Genomic DNA, 22935 nt, shown 5'->3' with positions numbered 1-22935 from the left:
GTTAACGTGTGGTTTAGTACGTTCAAACTTGGCCTTTGCCATAATTTAATCCTCTTTTGTTAATATTAACCCAATGTCTTAGGTCATTTACTTTATTATCAACGCTTATAGGTTATGAAAATTTGACCCATTAAATTTAACAGGTCAAATTAGCTAACTTATAATTTTTTTCAGTGTCGAATAGGATAGAAGAATTTGAGTGGTTTTAACAATCAAATTACCCATCAAATTTATTCGTCATCATCTTTATGAGTGAATTTTTTGATGATTTCATCAGCAACGTTACGTGGTGTCTCAGCGTATTTTGCAAACTCCATTGAGTAGGTTGCACGACCTTGAGACATTGAACGTAATTGGGTTGCATAACCAAACATCTCGGCTAGTGGCACTTCAGCACGGATTTGTTTAACGCCGCCAAACATGTCATCCATACCTTGCACCATACCACGGCGACGGTTTAAGTCACCCATGATATCACCCATGTAGTCTTCAGGTGTTTCAACTTCTACTTTCATAACTGGCTCAAGTAGAACAGGGTTTGCATTCATAAAGCCTTTACGAAATGCCATAGAACCTGCCATTTTGAACGACAACTCATCTGAGTCAACGTCATGGTACGAACCATCATACAGTGTTGCTTTAATACCAACGACTGGATAACCTGCAAGAACACCATTTTTCATACGTTCTTGAATACCTTTGTCTACCGCACCAAAGTACTCTTTTGGTACCACACCACCAACCACTTCTTCAGCAAATTCATATTCTTTGCCGTCAGCAGTATCAAGTGGCTCAAGACGTAACCATACGTGACCGAATTTACCACGACCACCAGTTTGGCGTACGAATTTACCTTCTTGTTCAACGGTAGTGCGAATCGTTTCACGGTAAGCTACTTGTGGTGCACCCACGTTGGCTTCAACGCTAAACTCACGTTTCATACGGTCAACAAGAATTTCTAAGTGAAGCTCACCCATACCGCTGATGATAGTCTGACCAGATTCTTCATCGGTGTGAACACGGAATGACGGGTCTTCTTTTGCCAAACGGTTAAGCGCAATTGACATTTTTTCTTGGTCAGCTTTGGTTTTTGGTTCCACTGCCAATGAAATAACAGGATCTGGGAATTCCATGCGCTCAAGGGTAATAATATTGTTTTCGTCACATAGGGTATCACCCGTGGTTACATCTTTTAGACCTACAAATGCAACGATGTCACCTGCGCGAACTTCATCCACTTCTTTTTGTGAGTTAGCGTGCATCTCAACGATACGACCAATACGCTCACGTTTCATTTTCACTGGGTTATAAACAGAGTCACCTTGTTTAGCAACACCTGAGTAAACACGTACGAAAGTTAAGTTACCTACGTATTTGTCATTCATGATTTTGAACGCAAGACCAGCAAATGGTGCATCATCCGATGATTCACGCGTCGCTTCAGTTTCGGCTTTGTCATCTAACACACCTTTGATCGCGTCAACGTCGTTTGGTGCTGGTAAGAATTCGATAACCGCGTCAAGCATACGTTGTACGCCTTTGTTTTTAAACGCAGTACCACAAAGCATTGGTTGAATTTCGCCCGCTAGGGTACGCGCACGTAAACCTGCTACGATATCTTCACGTGATAAATCACCTTCTTCTAGGTATTTATCCATCAACTCTTCTGAAGATTCAGCCGCTGCCTCAACCATGTTGCTGCGCCATTCATCGACGGTATCAACTAAGTCGGCAGGAATTTCTGCGTATTCAAATTTCATACCTTGAGAAGCGACATCCCAAATGATGGCTTTCATCTCTAGAAGGTCAACAACCCCTTCAAAGGTATCTTCTGCACCGATTGGCACAACCACAGGTACTGGGTTACCACCAAGACGTTGTTTTACTTGGTCAACAACGCGGAAAAAGTTTGCTCCTGTGCGGTCCATTTTGTTCACGAACGCAAGACGTGGTACTTTATATTTGTTTGCCTGACGCCATACTGTTTCTGACTGAGGCTGTACACCACCAACCGCACAGTAAACCATACATGCACCGTCAAGTACACGCATTGAACGTTCTACTTCAATGGTGAAGTCAACGTGGCCGGGGGTGTCAATGATGTTAATGCGATGCTCTGGAAATTGATGACCCATACCAGACCAGAAACAAGTCGTTGCCGCTGAGGTAATAGTAATACCACGCTCTTGCTCTTGTTCCATCCAGTCCATGGTTGCAGCACCTTCATGCACTTCACCTAGCTTATGGTTTTTACCTGTATAAAACAAAATACGTTCAGTTGTTGTCGTTTTACCCGCATCAATATGTGCAGAAATACCGATATTACGGTAGCGATTTAAGGGTGTTGTACGTGCCATAGTTAATTCCTAAGGACTAAAGATTAAAATTATTCCATTATCAATAAACAGTTATGTCTTAACATGAATAATAATTAGTTTTAACGTTTGATTGAAAGATCGACAACCAACTAGATAAAAGAAAGCCTTACTCTTGACATAAGTGCTGTATGATAAGAGCTTGCCATGACAAACGCATGACAAGCTTCTTTTTCAATATGAAATATTGGGCTGAATTTGCAAATTTCAAGTCACCCAATATTATCTATTTTATTATAAGCTAATTGCTACCTAGGTGATAGCAATCAGTATCAATTAGAAACGATAGTGTGAGAACGCTTTGTTTGCGTCAGCCATACGGTGAACTTCGTCACGTTTTTTCAGTGCATTACCTTTGCCATCAGCTGCGTCTAGCAATTCACCTGCTAAGCGTAAAGCCATAGATTTTTCAGAACGTTTTGCAGCTGCATCAACTAACCAACGCATTGCTAATGCAGTACGACGGGAGGGACGTACTTCCATAGGAACTTGGTAGGTAGCACCACCCACACGGCGAGCTTTTACTTCCACCATTGGGCGAACTCTTTCTAACGTATCTTCAAAAAACTGGACAGGATCAACGCCCGAGTTTTTTTCTACAACACGGTCTAATGCACCGTATACGATTGATTCTGCAACTGATTTTTTACCGTCAACCATTACATGGTTGATGAATTTAGCAAGTGTTTTGCTACCAAATTTAGGATCTGGTAGGATTTCACGGGCAGCGATGACACGACGTCTAGGCATGATAATTTCCTTGTGTATTCAGGGTAGTCTGGTAGCTAAGCGGTTGCTTTTCACCAGCCTTACTGCATAGTGTTGCAAAACTATAATCAACTATGCAAACAATGTTAAAAAATGGGGTAAAAAACGGCTAAAATTATGCTTTAGGACGTTTTGCGCCGTATTTTGAGCGGCCTTGTTTACGATCTTTTACGCCTGCACAGTCAAGTGCGCCACGAACGGTATGGTAACGAACACCTGGTAAGTCTTTTACACGACCACCACGGATAAGTACAACACTGTGCTCTTGTAGGTTGTGACCTTCACCACCGATGTAGCTTGATACTTCAAAACCTGACGTCAAACGTACACGGCATACTTTACGCATCGCTGAGTTTGGTTTTTTTGGTGTGGTAGTGTATACACGGGTACACACGCCACGGCGTTGTGGGCAAGCTTTTAATGCTGGCACTTTTGATTTTTCAGTAATGGTATTGCGACCTTTACGAATTAATTGATTTGTAGTTGCCATAAGGCACTCTCTCCCGTTTGTTGTCAAAAAATCTCTAAAAACCGCTAATAAGCTATTTTTAGGACAGCGTATTATAGAGATTTTTGTTGGTTTTATCAACTAAAAAATCACCTAGAAAATACAGATGGATAATGTAAATGGGGATTTTTAGAAAAATTTCAGAAAAGTAGGGGAAGGTAAATTATCAGATATCGTGCTTATCAAGCATACCAGGTATCAAGCCTACTGTGAATTGCATCACAACAGACTAAAATGAAAAAGACTAAAACTAAAAGAACCAATGCGCTAACCTTGAAAACCTTAAGAAACTTATCGGTTAAAAGTCAACGCATCGGTTCTAGCTCAGTTATTATTTATTGTTGTTATTCAATGATTCCAAAAAATTCAATTTAATGATGGTGATTTTAAATAATTGTAATTTTAAATTTCTTATTTTTTTTATAATTTTTTTAAATTAACAACGTGATGTACTGACATTTTATTTTTATTTATTGGGGTTATCATCGTTATTGGTTATTAAGCTTGTCATCCGTTGTTAAAGCTATTTTGCCAAATTTAAGCGGGTTAGTCTTTTTAGGTTTGGTGAATAACGTTGATATTGATAACTAAAAATGTGACGTTGCTGACGGGTTGTGTAAAAGTTTGTGTAACATGACTTAAAGTAACGAACTTTATCGTAACTAGCCTTAAATTAATAAGCACTAGCTAAAACTAATAAAAAAGGCAAAAGCCAGACAGCTAGCTTTTACCTTGTTATATGAGCGCAAAATTATTCTTCAGTCATATGCGTCAACTTTGGCGCGGGGGCAAATACCGACATCGCAATGTCAATCACTTCATTGATAATAATATTGTTGTAAGCCGTACCCAAGCCAACTGCAGTGAGTGGAATGACTTTATGTAAAAAACCGAAATTAAACTGCTCAATGTTAATATTAAACTGCGTCGATACTTCTTCTAGTTTGGTTAATACCCCCATCGCTGATTGCCTGTCTTCTTCGGCAAGTACTGCCGCTCTATATTCTTCAATCGATTGGTCGGTCATCGCTTCAAATATACCCAAGCCTGCCAGCAAGGTTTGCTTTTCTTGCAGTTTCTTGAGATCCACTTTAGCTAAAATTTCATAAGCAATGGCGATACCTTGTTGTCCCGTCAACGGACGGTCATAAATTGCACTAATTTGAAAAATCGTCCGTAAACACACCGCCAATAACCACATTGTATCTACCAAAATACCGGGTAAACCCGCCAAGTTACTAAGTCCACCTAGCGTGGCTAAAGCACGGTTTTGATCGCCAATACTACGAGCTAGGGCTTGTCGTTCACTAGCAACCAAAGTGTCTTTAAAACGCTCATCACGCGCCAAATCAAAATTCGCCCAATTTTGCGACAATTTACCGACTTGGGAAAAAACCGCATCTGTTGCTTTATCAAAGCTTGCCTTGGGAATTAGTGAAGTTGCCATTTTGCTATAGCTGCCAAATGGGGTTTTACCAAGTAGTTTTTTTGATAATTTAGGAATATGCTCATGAAACGCGTTTTTATCGTTTGATAAGGCTTGTTGAAGGCTGTCAAAATCAATATCTGCTAGGGGTTTGGTTTGTATCGTATCTTTTGCGCTCAGTTGTGCTAATTTGTGACCTAGGGCTTCAAAAACACGGCGGCTAATAGAAGTAGAGGCTGACATGAGAGTTATCCTTGATATTATGCTTTTTATTGGAAAATAATGTTGTAGTAAAACAGCGTAAAGAAAGTGACCGCACTTTTCAACTTTAATGCGTAAAGAGACGTTACACAATGATATCTTTTATCGATTTGTTTGATTGTTTCGCATATAACTAGGTTGGGCTAGGTTAGGTTAAGACAAGAAAACTAAAAATAGCTGTGATCAATACCATAGTGTAAGAAATATTTTGTAACATTTTTTGGGAAAAACTAGGCAGGTGAAATCCAGAGGGGTAGAATAGCGTGATATTTATCATCAATTGACTAAACCAAAAGGAATGGTATATGCAGCGCGTTGTAATCACAGGGGCAGGACTTATCTCGTGTATTGGTAATGACTTAGCCACAGTCAGTGAATCGCTACAGCAAGGCAAATCGGGCTTGGTATTTAATCCAATTTATCAAGAAAAAGGCTTCAAAGCCTGTGTCTCAGGTAGTATTGATGACGATAACCTAGATACTTCGCATATCGATCGCAAACTTAAACGCTTTTTGTCAAAAGCCAGTTTATACGCCTATTTAAGTGCGCTACAAGCAATCGAGCAAGCAGGATTGTCATTAACAGATATTGCTCATAACACTAATATCGGCGTGGTAGCAGGTTCGGGTGGGGCATCGAGTGCCGATGTGGCGGCAGCGGTTGATGCAATGCGCGAAAAAGGCTTGCGCGGTGTCGGCGCAATGGCAGTGCCAAAAACCATGGCAAGTACGGTATCAGCCAGTGTTGCAACGGGGTTAAAGATTGGCGGGGTTAGTTACTCTATTGCCTCAGCTTGTGCGACCTCAACGCATTGTGTGGGCCATGCCATGGAGCTGATTCAATTGGGTAAGCAAGACATCGTGATTGCAGGCGGCGGCGAGCAAGAAGACTGGACACAATCTTGTATGTTTGATGGCATGGGTGCGATGAGCACACAATATAATGACAAGCCGCAACTCGCCAGTCGCCCTTACGATGCAGATCGAGACGGCTTTGTGATTGCAGGCGGTGGTGGTATGGTCGTGGTTGAGAGCCTAGACTCTGCGAAACAACGCGGCGCGACTATTTTGGCAGAGATTGTTGGCTATGGTGCAAGCTCTGATGGTGCGGATATGGTGGCACCCAGTGGTGTGGGTGCGGTTAATTGTATGAAGCAAGCGCTTAAACAAGCAGACTTAACCACGGTTGACTATATCAATACTCATGGTACCAGTACGCCGATTGGCGATATTACTGAGCTGGAAGCGATTCGCCAGGTGTTTGGAAGTGAGTTGCCACCCATTAGCTCGACCAAATCAATGACAGGTCATAGCTTGGGTGCGGTAGGGGTGCAAGAATTGATTTATTGTTTGTTGATGCTCAATCAAGGCTTTATTGCGCCCAATATCAATATTGAAAACTTGGATGAAAAAGCCAAAGATTTTGATATTGTGCGTGAGAAACGGGATGCAAATCTTAATACGATTATGACCAATAGCTTTGGCTTTGGTGGTACCAATGCAAGTTTAATCATCAAAAAGTTTGTTGAATAAATACTGATGGACCGTCATAATTGATTAAAAATAGGCGATGACAGTTACCCGATTGTCATCGCTTTTTTGACGCTACATATAATCATAAAGGTAAAGCATGTACTCAATGCCAAGTTTACAACATCTTGCGCCCTCTCAACTCATCACCCTGTTACAGCAGTTTAATGCGACCAATAATCATGCAATCTATCCGATTTGGCTCGATAACGAGGGTCAAAATGTTATCGGTTTATTGCCAAAAACAATTTTTGAAATACATTCTCAAAATCAGCTTACCCAAAAGCAACGTCAAAATTGCTCATTCGATGATGTTGGGTACTGTGATACTGTGATTAACACTGGTGCTGATACTGCCACTGATAGGGCAACTAAGGGTATTGATATTGGCGAATTAACTGCTGTGCTTGAGGCTTATCAACACCAGCAGCTATCATCTAAGCAGTCTGCTATCCAACATACCGCTAATGTGGGCTACCAAGATGGCCTGATGGGGTTTATTAGCTACGATTTATCAGCGCATCATTTAGCAAATGCAAACCATGTGCAAGCAAGTGCAACTCACGGGGAAGCCAGTTACTTAACGCCCAATCAGCCGCAACTATTTTTGGGACATTATGATATTTATTTGACCTATCAATACGGGAAGTGGCATTTACATACCACCACTGAGGAAGCCATGGCGCAAGCCGTCACCATCGAAAACTGGCTGAATAATTTAGTCAGTGACGCCAACCTTCCTACACCAAAGCCGCTTAGCTTGTCACCTTTATGGCAAAAATCTGCGTACCACCAAGCTTTTAACAAAATCCAAGACTATTTAAAAGCAGGGGACTGTTACCAGATTAATCTTACTCAGTGCTGGCAAGGTGAGTTATCCAATCAGCAGTTGGTGGATTATCTGCCAAGCTTGCATCAATCGACTAACGCCCCGTTTGCAGGCTATCTTGGGTTAAACAATTTTGAACTACTAAGCTGCTCGCCCGAGTTATTTTTTACTTTTGCCAACAATGCCCAAGGCGAAAACTGCATTATTACCAAACCGATAAAAGGTACACGCCCACGCGGACAAAACGTAGCCGCTGACCAAGCCAATAAAAATGAACTTGCCAGCAGCGAAAAAGACATCGCTGAGAATGTCATGATTGTCGATTTGCTGCGCAATGATTTGGGCAAATATGCCAAGACTGGGACAGTAAAAGTCCCAAAACTGTTTGATATCGAAAGTTTTAGCAATGTGCACCATATGGTGAGTACCATCACTGCCACACTCAAAGATGACATTAGCCCTTGGACGGTATTGTTTGAAAGTCTGCCCGCTGGCTCGATCACTGGTACACCCAAAAAGCGCGCGGTAGAAATCATCAATGAATTGGAAGCCAAACCGCGAGGGGCTTACTGTGGTACGATAGGGTATCTCAATTTTGATGGCACAGGGCAATGGAATGTGCTGATTCGGACGCTACAAGCTTTAGATAATAATGTCAGTCTGTGGGCAGGCGGCGGCATCACGATTGCATCAGACTGTGAGGCAGAATACCAAGAATGTTTTGATAAAGTAGGAAATTTATTAAAAATATTACACCAGTAAAGTTACAACAACCTGCCATCAAGTGCGGTATTGAGTTCAGCCGCACTGATGGGCGCGCTTTCGTCCTCAAATGGATTAAACACTAGCTCAATATCATAAAAGGCGATATGGGTATCCACAATCGCCAATTTTTTGCGACCCAATTGCTGGCTAAATGCCAATAACTGTGCTTGATGAGCAAAGCGATAAGTCACCACCTCGCCTGTTTCGATATTTTGGCATTTGATAAAAAACTGCATGCTAGGGTCACTCACAGCGGTCAAACCAAATTTGTTAAGGTATCTAGTAAGCGTTGGTTTTGTTCTGCCGTACCGATGGTGATACGCAAATAACTGCTAATTTTTGGTTTGTTAAAATGACGAACAATCACCCCTTGCGCCCGCAGTTTCTCAAATACCTGTATGGTTTCCCCCATTGAAGCAGGTGGTTTGGCAAACACAAAGTTGGCTTGTGAAGGTAAAACAGTAAAGCCTAATTGGATCAAAGCTTGAGTGACATCATGGCGTAGTGCGATAACTTTCTGGTTGCAAGCAACAAAATAGTCGTTATCTTGTAAGCTAGCAACCGCGCCTGCTTGGGCAAGACGATCTAGGGGATAGCTGTTAAAACTATTTTTATACCGATTTAACGCTTCAATGAGTGAGTGGTTGGCAAACGCCATGCCGACACGCAGCCCTGCTAATGAGCGAGACTTTGAAAAGGTTTGGGTCACCACTAGGTTATCATATTTGTTAATCAAACTGACCGCAGAGGCATTGGGTGTGTCTGCAAAATCAATATACGCTTCATCAATCACAATGACCGCATTGCGATGTTCTTGAAGGAGTTTTTCGATATCCGCCAGCGGCAAAAGCACGCCAGTTGGCGCATTGGGATTGGCAATAATAATGCCACTGCAAGGGCGGCGATAGTCATCAACATCAATGCTAAAATCGGCTTTGAGCGCAATGGTCACCAAATCCACATGGAAAGTATCGGCATACACAGGATAAAAACTGTAACCAATATCAGGGGTTAATACCGAACGGTCTTTGACAAAAAAACAAGCAAAAATATGCGCCAAAACTTCATCAGAGCCATTACCGACAAAAATTTGATTGGGGGCTACCTGATAAACTTGTGCCATTACCGCACGTAGTTCATCCGATTCTGGGGCAGGGTAACGCTTTAAATGATCGGCTTGATTGAGCAAAACTTGTGCGATGGCTTCAGCGACTTTGGGAGAGGGTGGAAAAGGGTTTTCATTGGTATTAAGCTTACACAGATTGTCATGCTTGGGCTGTTCACCCGGTGTGTAGGGCGTTAGGTTGCGAATCAAGGTGCTCCACAGTCGAGTGTTAATTTCGGGCGTTGCATCTGCGTTTGAAGTAAGCGTATCCACCATGACAAATCCTTACAAGATAATCAATGTGTTAAATCAATGTGGCTAGTCAATTTGCTAAGTCAATTTACCAAATCAAGTTACCAAGTCAAATTACCAAGTCAATGCGCCAAAGGCTGGCACAAACAATACATAGTAGCATAAATTGGCTAAAAATTTATCTACCGCAGCCCACTGATCTCATAAAATTTGGGCTAACGGTTGAGCAAGACGGATAGACAGTGAATTTTTAGCCGTTATGTGAATAAACCGTGCGCTGGCTTGACGAATGTGTTAAAAGATAACCTTTTAAATCAAGCCTGTTAAACCAAGCACCTTAGCTCAAGCTTATTAAATCATTCTTGATAATAAGTTACCTAGTTAAAACTTTGGAAGATGTATGAAATTCTCAGCGTCGCAATCGAGCGAGTCCAATATTCACCCTGCTGCTAATGCGTCTCAGATGCCGGTGGCGACTGCCCCGAGCAAGGCATTGATTGTCACGGTAGTCATTGCCATTTTACTGCTCGCTATCAATATGCGCGCGCCGATTATTGGATTTGGTGCGGTAGCAAAACTGGTTCAGCAGGATTTGGGGTTAACGACCAAAACCATTGGTTTGATTGGTACGATTCCTGTCATGGCATTTGCATCGAGTTCGTTTGTTGCGCCTATGCTGTCACGGCGTATTGGCTTAGAAAACACCATGATTTTGGCAACCAGTTTGCTTGCTATCGGTATCTTTGTGCGAGTGGCGCATCCGCAATTAGGGTTTTTGCTAGCGGGCACGGTGCTGCTATCGTTGGCGATTTCACTCGGCAATGTGTTAATCCCTGCCGTCATCAAAAAATACACCCCCAATCACATTGGGCTTGTGATGGGAAGCTATTCGATGTTTTTGTCGGTGTTTGCTGGCTTTGCGTCAGGCATTGCGATGTGGCTTGTCAGCTTGTCCAATTGGCAATTTGCACTGGGGGTATGGGGCTGGGTCTCTGTGGCAGCGGTAGCGGCTTGGCTAATGGTCGCCCATTTGCGGCTTCGGCAAAAAATTAGCAGCCATGATGCTCAAGTCATTAATCAAGCGGTTGCCGAAGCAGGACAACTAAGCCGAAAATCAGTCTGGAAAATCCCGATGGCATGGTGGATTAGTGCGTTTATGGGTTTGCAATCACTAATTTATTATACGCTCGCCAGTTTTTTACCGTCGTTACTCATTGATAAAGGGCTGAGCAAAGCGCAAGCAGGCAACGTGGGCATGGTGTTTCAATTGGTCGCTTTTCCTTCGATTTTACTGTTGACCAAATGGGTCTCTAGTCAGTGGAATTTACGCACGTTAGCGTTACTTGCCGCAGTGGGAAACTTGGTGGGTGTGTTTGGTTTTGGGTTTTTGCCCCTGCAAGGCTGGGTATGGGTTTGGAGTATTGCATCAGGCTTTGGATGTGGGGTGATTTTTACCTTATGCATGATGATTTTTACCTTAAAATCAAAGGATAGTCAACAAGCCGCTGAACTGTCGGGGATGGCACAAACCGTGGGTTATAGCATCGCCATAACCGGTCCGATTGTGACAGGGTGGCTTAAAGACTTGAGTCATACTTGGACGCTATCGATGGGGTTTTTAACCATTTTAATGGCGCTTAATTGTGTGTTTAGTTGGTTGGCAACGCAAAACAAAGCGATTGAATAGCGAATAAAAGTTTAAGATAACTTTCAATATTTTACCCGGTATTTTTATGTTAAAGGCTTGTGTATCTTTCAGCTAAATTGAGTAAAAAATCCTGTTTATTGCCAGCTTTTTATCTATACTGTGAGCGTCATTACCAATGCAATTAACGGTAACTAACCGCAATATTATTGGTAATGCTCTGTTTTATCCCTAACAACTATATAGCCAATCTTGGTAGCCAATCATGAGATAACTCATGTGATAACGTTGTCTAGTCAAGATTAGCCATCTTATAAAATTAGCCACAAAAAAAATCATCCGAGGAAAATAATATGTCAAACGATAAACGTATTTCAGACGCAATGGAACAAGCGTTAAACAAGCAAATGATGGAAGAAGCCACACAAGCGCAGGCATATATTGCGCTAGGCAGTTGGGCGGAAGTGAACAATTATCCAGGTATTGCAGATTTTTTCTACAAGCATTCGGCTGAAGAACGTAATCATATGTTCAAGTTTTTAGCTTATATCAACGAGCGTGGTGGCGAAGCTAAAATTGAAGCGATTCCCGCACCGCGTGACAACCCTGTCAGTCTTGAAACCTGTATCGAAGATGTCTGGCAACATGAGTTAGAAAACTCAAAAAAAATCTATGCACTTGTGGACCAAGCCATGGCAGAGCGCGATTGGGCAACGTTTAATTTCTTACAATGGTTTGTCAAAGAACAAATCGAAGAAGAGGCGTTAATCAATAACCTACGTGATAAATTTGCCTTGGCATCAAAAGATAAGGCGGATAACCAAAGCTTCTATGAGTTGGATAAAGACATGGCATCAGCTTCTCAAGAAGGTGATTTGCCACGGGAAAAATCGGTGGAATAATTTTTGCCATCATAAAAAAAGCTGAGAATCAATCTCAGCTTTTTTTGTACTTCATTATTATTTATTTCAGTTTTTACTTCAGTGGCAGCTTAGCGTTTTAAATTAACTTTTTAAACTAATGTCACTGGCATCGACTGGCAATTGATTGGGTTTTAACGCCACTGGCTGTGATACCAATGCGGCTTTAAATACTTCATCAATCGTTTCTACTGGCTGGATGCTTAAGCCTTGTTTGACATTGTCAGGAATATCAACCAAGTCACGCTCATTGGATTTTGGAATCAACACGTGTTTGATACCGCCACGATGCGCTGCAAGCAGTTTTTCTTTCAAGCCACCGATACGCAGCACTTTGCCACGCAAAGTCACTTCGCCTGTCATGGCAATATCGGGGCGAATGGCAATACCTGTCATCGCAGAGGCTAACGCAAGCGTTAACGCAATACCGGCAGATGGACCGTCTTTGGGAGTCGCACCTTCTGGCATATGCACGTGTATATCTGTGCCTTTGAGCTTATCATAGCTGACGCCTAAGCTATCAGCACGGGCACGAACCACCGTCATCGCCGCACGAATTGACTCTTTCATCACATCGCCTAGTGAACCTGTAAAACTCAGTTCACCTTTACCTTGCACCGCAACCGCTTCAATGGTCAATAGCTCACCACCGACTTGTGTCCAAGCCAAACCTGTGACACGACCGACTTCAGGTTCTTGCTCCGCCAAGCCATAATCGAATTGGTACACACCCAAGTAATCAGCGACATTTGAACTATCGACCGTTAATTTGTGTGCCGCGGTTTTATCTTCCGCTTTGTCTTTGCCCGATGATTCAACATTTTGTTTCACCACTTTGCGGGCGATTTTGTTGATTTCACGTTCAAGGTTACGCACACCTGCTTCACGGGTATAACGCTGTACGATCGCTTTGATTGCCTCATCGGTGATATCAATTTCAGTATCACTTAAGCCATTTTGTTGAATCGCTTTTGGTACTAAGTATTTATCCGCGATGCTGATTTTTTCATCTTCGGTATAGCCGGGCAGACGAATCACTTCCATACGGTCAAGTAGGGCAGGCGGAATATCCATACTATTGGCGGTACAGATAAACATCACTTGTGATAAGTCTAAATCCATATCCAAGTAGTGATCGTTAAAGCTATGATTCTGCGATGGGTCTAACACTTCAAGCAACGCTGAAGCAGGGTCACCACGAAAGTCTTGCGCCATTTTATCGATTTCATCGAGTAAAAATAGCGGATTTTTTACGCCCACTTTTGAAAGTGATTGTACGATTTTACCTGGCATAGCGCCGATATAGGTACGTCGGTGCCCACGGATTTCAGCTTCATCTCGCACGCCGCCCAATGCCATACGGATAAACTCACGACCTGTCGCACGGGCAATAGATTCACCTAAAGAAGTTTTACCCACCCCAGGCGGACCTACTAAGCAAAGAATCGGACCTTTTAAGGTATCCACGCGAGATTGCACTGCCAAGAACTCCAAGATGCGGTCTTTCACGTCTTGTAAACCATAATGGTCAGTGTCAAGCACGTCATGGGCTTTATTGAGGTCGATTGAGACATCACTGGTTTTGTTCCAAGGCGTATCTAAAATCCACTCGACATAGTTACGTACGACCGATGATTCAGAAGAGGCAGCTGGCATGGTTTTGAGCTTACGAAACTCATTTTCTGCTTTTTTACGCACCGCTTCTGGCAAATCGGCTTCCGCTAAACGTTTTTCTAGCTCAGCAATGTCGTCATCTTCATAATTCTCACCGCGTTCTTCATGAAGGTCAGAAAGCTCAGATTTTATCGCTTTCATTTTTTCATTTAAGAAATACTCGCGCTGGTTGTTTTCCATCTGGCGACGGACCGCTTCTTGTAATTCTTGCTCGATATTGTGCTCAGCACTTTGCTGAATCAAATAGTCTGACAACTCTTTGATATGCGCAGTCAAATCATCGACTTCCAAAAAGTTTTGTTTAATCGATAAATTGAGTGAGACACGCGTCGCAATGAAATATACCAATTCTTCAAGCGAGTTGATACGCTCAGCCACACGAATCAACTCGCGTGAGTTACGTAGGCGATTTTCGGCATATTTGCTAAACAGAGCAACTAACGCTTCTTTGTGCGATTTTTGCGTTTTAGCCGTCATATTCACGGTGATAGGCGCTTTTTCAAAATCGGCAAGTAATACCGCTTCTTCCTCATCAGTGTCTTGAATGTCGACTAATTTGGCACGGTACAGACCTTCAATCAGCACTTTGATGCAATTTTCGTCATTTTCATGTGGCATGGTATTGACGACACGGCACACCGTACCATATTCAAATAGATTGCTGGCATCAATGTCTTCAGATAGTGAGTCTTTTTGTGCCACCACCAATACTTTATTGTCAAATTCGTTTTGCGCAAGCTCGACTGCTTTGACTGAGGGTGCGCGACCCACAAATAAAGCAATTTGCATTTGTGGATACACCACAACATCACGTAAAGCTAACAATGGTAGCGTGGTGAATTCTTGCGATTCAGATGATTCTGGATTTGTCATTAAAACATCATCTTGCATATACTATGTCCCCTTAAATAACACAACAAGCAACTGACCATTTGTGAGCAAATGATGGCTTGCTGATAGACTTAAAAATATAAATGGCGTCAATGCAAAAAATTGCAAGGCTAGCGATTCAAAGGGGGAAAAAACAACGAACCGAGTGCGATAAAATGATAACAAAGTGCTAAAAATAACCACTGCAATCCTAGACTTAGCCTAATGCCGCTGTGATATTGATGTATCCTTAGCTAATTTTTTAGGCTAGTTTATATGTCTCTAATTTATGCGTGTCTAATTTATATATATCTAAAAGTCGTCCAAGTCTTCAGAATTCACTCGGGTAAAGGCATCAGCTTGGGTTAAAAGTTGCGTTAACCTAGCGGGATTCATGACACTGGCAATTTCTGAATTGCTTAATTCACCGCTTGATGGGTATAAGGGTTGATGGACTTGGCTAGTGTCGGTATGGGTATCGCTATCAATATTAATCTCAATATCAGCATCATTGTCGGTTATGGCAGGTGAGGTCATCACCACATGTTGAAACAGGGAGTTGTCATTTTTTTGCATGGGATTGTTCCACCAAATAGCGTCTAAATAACCATAGTTTACTCGGCGTGATTAAGGCATCAAGCTTGATATCCCAAGGATTGCTGTCAAGTTTTTCAACCAATTGAAAATCATAAGCCCAGCCAATTTTAAGCGGTTTGCTTTTAGCTTTGGCTAAGGTGCGGTCGTAGTAACCGCCACCCATACCCATACGATTGCCAATTTTATCTGCTGCCACTAGCGGCATAAACAATACATCAAGCGCCGCTACGTTAAGCATTTTTCCTTTCTCAGGTTGGCGCATACCTAGCGGGTGTTTGGGTAGGCGAGATTGTCGCCAAGTTTTTTGGCTAAATTGGATAAATACCAGCGGCTGATGTTTGCCAGTGACGACAGGTAAATAAATACGATAACCGCGCTGTCTCGCCCAATCCATCAGCGGTTGGGTAGGCATTTCCCCAAAGGCATCTGCAAAAATCCCGACCTTGACGTTTTTGCCAGTTAAAGCAGGATGCTGTAGTCGGTTTAAACTTCGTCGTGCTTGATAAGCCGCACGATTACGGTGGCGCTTGGATAAGCGTAATCGTTGTTGACGTAACTGTTTACGCAAGTGATGAGCATTCATAGATTCATAGCGATAATGGATTGGTTATATACTACATTTAAGCCATTGATAATAAATCAAAATCAAAAAAAAGCCAAATAGCTGATTTGGCTGATTAGGTTTAGTTGCTTAGCTATTTATTCACTTATTTATTTGTTTAGACACCCAAATATCATATCGCTAGTGTATAACCCATAACAAGTGTTCACTACCTGTTATTATATGTTAAGCCATTGCCTTTGAAATCGTTGAAAAATAAAGCATTTTTGCGACTGGCAATACTGGATTTTAATAGCCCTACAGACTCAAACTTAACCAGCAGCGCCTGTAAAAGATGATATGATGGCTGACAATAAGGATGACGGTTTATGTATACGTCTTTAAATTTTTATCTCAAGTCCAATTACCAAAGTTTGACTTGTAAGTTAGCTAGTTTGTGGTTTATGTTGCATTTTTTTTAATTGCTGTGTTAATAACTTAGGAAAGATTCATGGATGCACTCAGTATGTTGCTTGAAGATATACATTTGTATCAAACTCAGTATCACTATATACACGCCACTGGGGAGTGGTCGTTTGAGTTAGATAAAAAAGATTGTATCGTGTTTTATTTGGTTACCACAGGTGGGATCAGTATTAAGGTCGATGATGTATATCGCAACGCACGCGCGCGCGATGTGGTCATGGTGCCAGGCGGCAAAAAACACCTTATTTGTGGTGTGGGGCAATCGGATATCCCATCAATTGATATTGCCCCGTTATTAAGCAACCAGACTGTTGAAACTATCTACTTGGGTAACCCGGTCATTCATAGCAAAGGTGATGAGCCAGCGCAAACAACTGAAATGGTGGCGATTGTGTGCCATTACGATCGAGAGATTACGCGCCCGTTACTCAGCGCTTTACCAGAAATTTTGCCAGAAAGCGAATCAAACGATGAGCAAAAAATGATTATGCTTGATTTGGGGGTCAAATTTTTGGCATTAGAGTCTGAGCAGAACCGACTTGGCAAAATGACCATTATCAATCGTATCGCCAGTATTTTGATGATTGAGTGTGTACGCAATTATATTGAGGATTTGCCCGAAGCGACGGATAATTGGCTAAAAGCTGTGAAAGACCCTTACCTTGCCAAGGCGTTGGCAGTCATGCATGATCGACCTGAGACCAATTGGACCATTCATAAGTTAGCTGAAGTCGCCGGGATGTCACGCAGTAGTTTTGCCGAACATTTTCGTGAGGTGGTGGGGGTGCCGCCGTTAACTTATTTAACCGACTATCGACTTCGTCTTGCCGCGCGTTATTTACGACTACAAGAAAATAGCATTAGCCGTATCAGTGAGTTAGTTGGTTATGCCTCCGATAGTACCTTTAGCCAAGCATTCAAACGCGTCTATAAAATGTCACCACGAAAATATCGCCAGTCGTTTCGAACCGATGATGTGCATTTTGCTGACAGCTTGAGCGAGGAATGAGTCAGTAGTCGAAAACCCTGATTAACCACAAAAAAGCAGGTTTGCTGCGGTTTTGTGGTTATCGCCACTAAGAATGCCCAGTCTATTTTCATAGCAATATCTGTTAGGTTATGTCGACAGGGGTATGATATAGTGACAAGCACTGTCCCATATTTTATCAGCTGCGATTGCCAACATGGAAACTTCAACTACCAAAGGTCAACCTGTCGAAGCACATGGCTTGCACATCAAGCCCAATCCAGAACACCCTGCGATGGACCATCGTGGTGTTAATTCAATGGATGTTACTAGCCAATACACGGCCGTGTTTCATGCCCAAGAAAATGCGGTGACCCAGTATTTTGAGCACTCCCAACCCCACCAACTGTTATTTTATATATCCAGTAAAAAATCCCAGTTTATTGAAACTAAAAAATTGCAAGTCGCCAAATATTTAAATATGCGCGATAATGTTGGGCTGATGCAACTGCAGCATTTGTTCAATAATTTACATATCGTCGATGATTTGGTGATGTCAATTAGCCATCATTTACCGCCGCAGCGACCGATTGGTTGGCAGCTTGTCAGCCAAAACAAAAATTTAATGAACTTACCAACCGTAGGCTTGATGCCATCATCAGCTGAATTTCGCGGTCTTGAGCATAGTTTGGCGGCGACCGTGATTCAGTTTTTGGGGGTGGCATGCTATCACAATGACCGGGGTTATTTTGTGGGGCATATTTTAGGTTATCTATTTAGTTGTTATTATTTTGCCCATCTCGGTGTCAACTATTCAGTCACCCCATTAAAAGAGGCGGCGATTCCCAATTACCCTTACCAAGTCATCAATGTGGCAGAATTGGTGAGACTATTGCAATCACTCGATGAGTCGCTCAAAGCGCAAGTTTATCAATTAGCCATCTATTGTGCGCAAATCAGTGAATACGCGGTTGATAAACGAATCGAGAAAATGCTGATTACCGAGGTCAATAGCTTTAACAAACAAGACTTGCGCGATGAGCTATCGGTATTGGTACAATATGATTCTAATGAAAACGAGTCTTTATTTCAGCCTATTAAGCCTTTAAAATAACGCTAATCTTACCCGTTGGGAACTCACATGCCCGCATTTCAGTATAAAGCCATGGATACCCAAGGCAAGTCACACCAAGGTATTCTTGAAGCCGATTCTGCTAGGCTAATCCGCCAACAACTGCGCGATAAAAATTTACTGCCTGTCGAAGTCTCACCTGTACAAAAAACCGATGTCAGTCGCAACCGATTGTGGCAAAAAGGGGTGGGCGCGTATGATTTGGCATTAATCACCCGCCAATTGTCGGTGTTGTTGGCAGCGTCGATACCGATTGAACAAGCGTTGCAAGCGATTGCTAGACAAAGCGAAAAACCGCATGTCAAAGCGTTGATGCATGGCGTGCGTGCCAAAGTATTGGAAGGCTATAGCCTAGCGAGCGCGCTACAAGACTCGGGTAATTTTCCAGCGATTTATATTGCCACCATTGCCGCAGGTGAGCGCTCAGGGCATTTGGATTTGATTTTAAACCAGTTAGCCGATTACACCGAAAATCGCTTTGCCATGCAAAAAAAGGTACAAGGCGCGATGGTGTATCCGATAATCTTGCTGCTCATGGCGGTGGCAGTGGTGGTGGGCTTGATGAGCTTTGTCGTGCCAAAAATTGTCAAAGTGTTTGAACAATCCGAGCAAGCGCTGCCCTGGATCACCCAAGTGGTGTTGGCATTGTCTAATATTTTAACCCAATGGTGGTGGCTGATATTAGGCGGGCTAATCGGTGCGGTGTTTTTATTTGTGAAGTTTGTTAAAACAGCGGCAGGCAAAGCCGCTTTTGACCAATTTGTCTTGCGCTTGCCGGTGTTTGGCAGATTATCGCGAAATCTGAACGCATCACGTTTTGCCAGTACGTTAGCGATTTTGGTACGCTCAGGGGTGCCGTTGGTGGAAGCACTAGCCATCGGCGCGGCAGTCACCACCAATACCCATATCAAACATACCATCGCGCGCGCCACAGAAAAAGTCACCGAAGGCGCGAGCCTATCAAGCCAGCTTGAGCGCAGTAATTATTTTCCGCCGATGATGGTACAAATGATTAAAAGCGGCGAGAATTCAGGCGAGCTTGATGACATGCTGACGCGTGCAGCAGCGATGCAGCAAAATGAAGCCACCAATATGATTAGCACGCTATTGTCACTACTTGAGCCGCTGATGTTAGTGCTGATGGGCGTGATTGTCATGACCATTGTGATGGCAGTGATGCTACCGATTATCAATATGAATGATTTGGCAGGGTAAACCCTAAAACCGCCAAACAATTAATCGCTAAATAATTAATGGCTAAATCATCCGACAAAATTAACCAAATCGGTATGCAAATTGTCAAAAAAGCCGTGTAAAATCCTAACAATTTATCAAAAGCGCTAAAAATCTAAAAAATGGAAATTCGTATGTGTTGTGCTCATGTATCAAAAAATCGTCAAGCGGGTTTTACCTTAATTGAAGTCATGGTGGTGATTGTCATTTTGGCAATTTTGGCCGGTCTGGTGGTGCCTAAAGTGGTGGGTCAAAGTGACAAAGCCCGCGTCAAAACCACCGAAACGGCTTTATCCAACACCTCAAATGCCATTGATATGTTTAAAGTGGACAATGGTCGCTATCCCACCACCCAAGAAGGATTAGAAGCCTTAAATAAGCCACCACAAGGTGCCAAAAACTGGCCAGAGGGCGGGTATATTAAAGGCGGTTTCCCTAAAGATGGCTGGGATAATGAGCTACAATACGTTATCCCAGGTACCGAAGGCAGAACCTATGATTTGTTCTCACTGGGGGCTGATGGTAAAGAGGGTGGTGAAGGTCAAGACGCAGACATTTTTGCTAAGTTATAAGTTTGGTGTTTTCACTGGGTTAACGAAATCAGAGTCACGCACTCTGATTTTTTTTGCTAGGTTTTTGCACAGGGATTAGCTAAAATTAGCCGTCATAGTATAATTACGTGGCTTAAAACGTATAAAGTCTGAAACGTATAAATCTGAAACGTATAAATTTAAAACCTGTGAATTTAAAACATATGAGAAGTTGTCTTTGAAAAATATATCCCCTATGCCTACGGCCTTGTTTTGTTTTCGAACCGTGAGTCGTCATGTCTCTTTGCTTGGCACGCTACTGGCTGTCACTAGCCTTACTATGCCAAGCGCCCAAGCGATTAGTTTAAGCGAGGTGTTTGGCGGCAGTGACAATCCCAGCTTGACAGTCAAAGACAAGCCGCTACCGGTGCATGAGGCTTTTAAAGTCTACACGGAGCAAAAAGGGCAAGTAGTGACCATTCATGTGGATGTCAAAGCAGGCTATTATGCGTATCGGGATAAATTAACCTTACAATTGCCTGATGGGGTAACAGCGACGCCGCTACAATTTAGTGCAGCACCGACCTATGTGGATGACCCAGATTTTGGTCGGGTGCCTGTGTTTGAACAACCCTTTACTGCCACAACCACCTTGAGCGCGGATAAGGCAATCACCTCACAACCTGCTACGGTCAAATGGCAGGGCTGTGCCAAAGTAGGACTTTGCTATCCCCCTGAAAAGACCAAATTTGTCATCACCCAATTGGCCGCTTCCACCAAAAATGGCGCAAAAAAATCAGACGCAATGACGTCAAAAACGGCGCAAGCCAAAGTCACCAATACTGTGGCGATGACCAATGATGCCGCCCCGACAACGACTCAGCAATCTGCTAGCTTGACCCCTGCTAAAACCGTCGATGAGACAACTAGTACACCGTCTGCCATCGATGCGCTGTCCAGTGGCACTACAGACGCAGCGGGGCAGCAAGTCGCATCGACCACAGTGACCGATGCTTCAGCCACCGATGTTTTAACTACAGCGCAGTTAACGGCATCCGCCCCTATAGCCTCCGTTACATCGTCGCAACCTGTCCAAACAACTGTCATGACTAAACCCGCGGCTTCGTCGGCGGCGGTGGCAACGAGTTTGACGGCTAGCGCTAGCAATCAAGATATTTTTGGATTGACCAAACATAGCGGTGTTGCATTGTTGCTGTTGTTTTTAGCGGGATTGGGGTTAGCTTTTACCCCTTGTGTGCTACCCATGCTGCCGATTGTAGCCAATATCGTTGCCCGTCAACATCGCCCATCTGCCAAAAAAGGGTTATTACTCACGGGCAGTTATGGTTTGGGTGTTGCCACCAGTTATGGCATTTTGGGCGCAGTGGTTGCGTTATTCGGGCAATCTTTGGGTATACTAAACTGGCTACAAAATCCTGTCATTTTATTAGTTTTTGCAGGGTTATTTATCCTGCTTGGACTGTACATGTTGGATGTCATTCGCTGGCAACTGCCGCATGCGCTTCGTGTTAGGTTCCAAAAAATCAGCCAAATTGGGGAAAATCGACTTGGTAGCTTAAGTGGTAGCTATTTGACGGGCTTGTTCTCTGCGCTGGTTGTCTCCCCTTGTGTGACGGCACCCCTTGCAGGTGCGTTGGCAGGTGTGGCAGCGCTGGGTGATCCTGTGATGGGTTTTGCCGCATTGTTTTTATTGGGGCTTGGGCTATCCACACCGCTCATTTTACTGGGCGCTACCCAAGGTAATTTTATGCCAAAAGCAGGCGAGTGGATGAACTGGGTCAAAACCAGTTTTGGTTTGCTGTTATTTGGCGTCGCTTTATTGATGATAGAGCGTATATGGCTATCAAGCTGGATGCTGATGCTATGGGCGCTGTGGTTTGCTGTGATTGGCTTATGGCTGTGGCGCTGGCAAGGCAAAAAAGGTCAACTACTCACTCAAGCACTAGCATTGCTAGCATGCATCTGGTCAGCCTGTCTTGCGATAGGCACCGCCTCGGGTAGTCAAGATAGTTGGCAGCCGCTTAACAAGCTGTTGAATACCTCAGCGCAATCGGCATTCACTGCAACAAAGACCACCCAAACGATTACAATCACCAAACTATCACAGCTTGAGCCTTTGCTTTCGCAATATCCAAAGCTAGTCGTCGATGTCACCGCAGAATGGTGCATTGAATGCCGTATCATGGATAAAACACTTTTTGCCAACCCGCCGCAAAGTTTAGCCAGCTGGCAGGTTGTCAAACTCGATGTGACTGACAATACGCCAGATAGCCAAGCAATCTATAAAAAATTAGCCGTGTTCGGTCCGCCTGTACTGTTGTATTACCAAAACGGTCAACTGGTAGCAAGACAAAACGGTGCAGTCAAACGCTCTGATTTTGAGCAAGTCTTGTCCCAATTAAATTAACTCTAAACTCAGTTAAAGAAAATTCAGTTCAAGAAAACAACTCAGTTCAAGAAAACTCAGTTCAAGAAAACAACTCAGTTCAAGAAAACTCAGT

At 43.1% G+C, this 22935-nt stretch carries 18 protein-coding genes; 9 read left to right on the top strand and 9 right to left on the bottom strand.

All coding sequences use genetic code 11. The features are described 5' to 3' along the window. Nucleotides 1-230: 230 nt before the first annotated feature. From fusA to RTR63_RS07175, 4 genes are all read right to left on the bottom strand, one after another. Nucleotides 231-2357, bottom strand: a complete 2127-nt coding sequence (gene fusA / locus RTR63_RS07190; protein ID WP_007116466.1) for an elongation factor G — start codon at nucleotides 2355-2357, stop codon at nucleotides 231-233. 294 nt (nucleotides 2358-2651) lie between these two features. Further along, complete coding sequence (gene rpsG, locus RTR63_RS07185; protein ID WP_007116467.1) at nucleotides 2652-3125, bottom strand: 30S ribosomal protein S7; 474 nt, start codon at nucleotides 3123-3125, stop codon at nucleotides 2652-2654. A 133-nt stretch (nucleotides 3126-3258) separates the two neighbouring features. Continuing rightward, complete coding sequence (gene rpsL / locus RTR63_RS07180) at nucleotides 3259-3633, bottom strand: 30S ribosomal protein S12 (RefSeq protein ID WP_007116468.1); 375 nt, start codon at nucleotides 3631-3633, stop codon at nucleotides 3259-3261. A gap of 769 nt (nucleotides 3634-4402) precedes the next feature. Further along, nucleotides 4403-5320 (bottom strand): EcsC family protein, encoded by a 918-nt coding sequence (locus RTR63_RS07175; protein WP_312523477.1) that lies wholly within the window; start codon nucleotides 5318-5320, stop codon nucleotides 4403-4405. 323 nt (nucleotides 5321-5643) lie between these two features. Here RTR63_RS07175 and RTR63_RS07170 point away from each other — a divergent pair, with 323 nt between their 5' ends. Then, nucleotides 5644-6870 (top strand): beta-ketoacyl synthase N-terminal-like domain-containing protein, encoded by a 1227-nt coding sequence (locus tag RTR63_RS07170; protein WP_312523475.1) that lies wholly within the window; start codon nucleotides 5644-5646, stop codon nucleotides 6868-6870. A 106-nt stretch (nucleotides 6871-6976) separates the two neighbouring features. Next, nucleotides 6977-8458: an anthranilate synthase component I family protein gene (locus tag RTR63_RS07165; protein WP_312523473.1), complete on the top strand. Its 1482-nt coding sequence runs from the start codon at nucleotides 6977-6979 to the stop codon at nucleotides 8456-8458. 2 nt (nucleotides 8459-8460) lie between these two features. Here RTR63_RS07165 and RTR63_RS07160 read toward each other — a convergent pair whose 3' ends face one another. Continuing rightward, entirely contained in the window at nucleotides 8461-8712 is a 252-nt protein-coding gene (locus tag RTR63_RS07160; RefSeq protein WP_138018633.1) for a hypothetical protein, read from the bottom strand. Nucleotides 8713-8717: 5 nt separating this feature from the next. Beyond that, nucleotides 8718-9842 carry a histidinol-phosphate transaminase gene (hisC, locus tag RTR63_RS07155; RefSeq protein ID WP_312175540.1) on the bottom strand — a complete coding sequence of 375 codons (1125 nt, stop codon included), beginning with the start codon at nucleotides 9840-9842 and terminating at the stop codon, nucleotides 8718-8720. 376 nt (nucleotides 9843-10218) lie between these two features. On the opposite strand from hisC, the gene RTR63_RS07150 reads away from it, so the two are divergent. Together RTR63_RS07150 and RTR63_RS07145 are read left to right on the top strand one after the other, a co-directional pair. Further along, nucleotides 10219-11505, top strand: coding sequence for an MFS transporter (locus RTR63_RS07150; RefSeq protein ID WP_312523470.1), 1287 nt, complete (start codon nucleotides 10219-10221; stop codon nucleotides 11503-11505). Nucleotides 11506-11816: 311 nt separating this feature from the next. Beyond that, complete coding sequence (locus RTR63_RS07145; RefSeq protein ID WP_060994576.1) at nucleotides 11817-12365, top strand: ferritin; 549 nt, start codon at nucleotides 11817-11819, stop codon at nucleotides 12363-12365. Between the two features lie 102 nt (nucleotides 12366-12467). Here the strand turns inward: RTR63_RS07145 and lon are convergent, their stop codons facing one another. The 3 genes from lon to RTR63_RS07130 all read right to left on the bottom strand — a co-directional run bounded on the left by lon (nucleotide 12468) and on the right by RTR63_RS07130 (nucleotide 16107). After that, nucleotides 12468-14948 carry an endopeptidase La gene (lon, locus tag RTR63_RS07140; protein WP_312523467.1) on the bottom strand — a complete coding sequence of 827 codons (2481 nt, stop codon included), beginning with the start codon at nucleotides 14946-14948 and terminating at the stop codon, nucleotides 12468-12470. A 291-nt stretch (nucleotides 14949-15239) separates the two neighbouring features. Further along, entirely contained in the window at nucleotides 15240-15503 is a 264-nt protein-coding gene (locus tag RTR63_RS07135; protein ID WP_076774006.1) for a hypothetical protein, read from the bottom strand. Then, on the bottom strand, nucleotides 15490-16107 hold the full coding sequence (locus RTR63_RS07130; protein WP_076774007.1) for a 5-formyltetrahydrofolate cyclo-ligase: 618 nt from the start codon (nucleotides 16105-16107) through the stop codon (nucleotides 15490-15492). Before RTR63_RS07130 ends, RTR63_RS07135 begins: the two co-directional genes overlap by 14 nt. A 469-nt stretch (nucleotides 16108-16576) precedes the next feature. Here RTR63_RS07130 and RTR63_RS07125 point away from each other — a divergent pair, with 469 nt between their 5' ends. The 5 genes from RTR63_RS07125 to RTR63_RS07105 all read left to right on the top strand — a co-directional run bounded on the left by RTR63_RS07125 (nucleotide 16577) and on the right by RTR63_RS07105 (nucleotide 22841). Next, on the top strand, nucleotides 16577-17560 hold the full coding sequence (locus RTR63_RS07125) for an AraC family transcriptional regulator (protein WP_312523465.1): 984 nt from the start codon (nucleotides 16577-16579) through the stop codon (nucleotides 17558-17560). A 175-nt stretch (nucleotides 17561-17735) separates the two neighbouring features. Further along, the gene (locus tag RTR63_RS07120; protein ID WP_312523463.1) at nucleotides 17736-18632 is read left to right on the top strand and encodes a hypothetical protein; all 897 of its coding nucleotides are present in this window, start codon (nucleotides 17736-17738) and stop codon (nucleotides 18630-18632) included. Nucleotides 18633-18659: 27 nt separating this feature from the next. Further along, nucleotides 18660-19865, top strand: a complete 1206-nt coding sequence (gene gspF, locus RTR63_RS07115; RefSeq protein ID WP_312523461.1) for a type II secretion system inner membrane protein GspF — start codon at nucleotides 18660-18662, stop codon at nucleotides 19863-19865. Nucleotides 19866-20005: 140 nt separating this feature from the next. Beyond that, nucleotides 20006-20455 (top strand): type II secretion system major pseudopilin GspG, encoded by a 450-nt coding sequence (gene gspG / locus RTR63_RS07110; RefSeq protein WP_203172166.1) that lies wholly within the window; start codon nucleotides 20006-20008, stop codon nucleotides 20453-20455. Nucleotides 20456-20651: 196 nt separating this feature from the next. Further along, nucleotides 20652-22841 carry a cytochrome c biogenesis protein CcdA gene (locus tag RTR63_RS07105; RefSeq protein WP_312523459.1) on the top strand — a complete coding sequence of 730 codons (2190 nt, stop codon included), beginning with the start codon at nucleotides 20652-20654 and terminating at the stop codon, nucleotides 22839-22841. The last annotated feature ends 94 nt before the right edge of the window (nucleotides 22842-22935 follow it).

Origin of the sequence: Moraxella sp. CTOTU47724 (assembly GCF_032014955.1) — a bacterium.
Classification (GTDB): Bacteria; Pseudomonadota; Gammaproteobacteria; order Pseudomonadales; family Moraxellaceae; genus Faucicola; species Faucicola tetraodonis.
The sequence above is the reverse complement of the archived record's forward strand: the minus strand, read 5'-3'. Positions and strand labels throughout refer to the sequence as shown.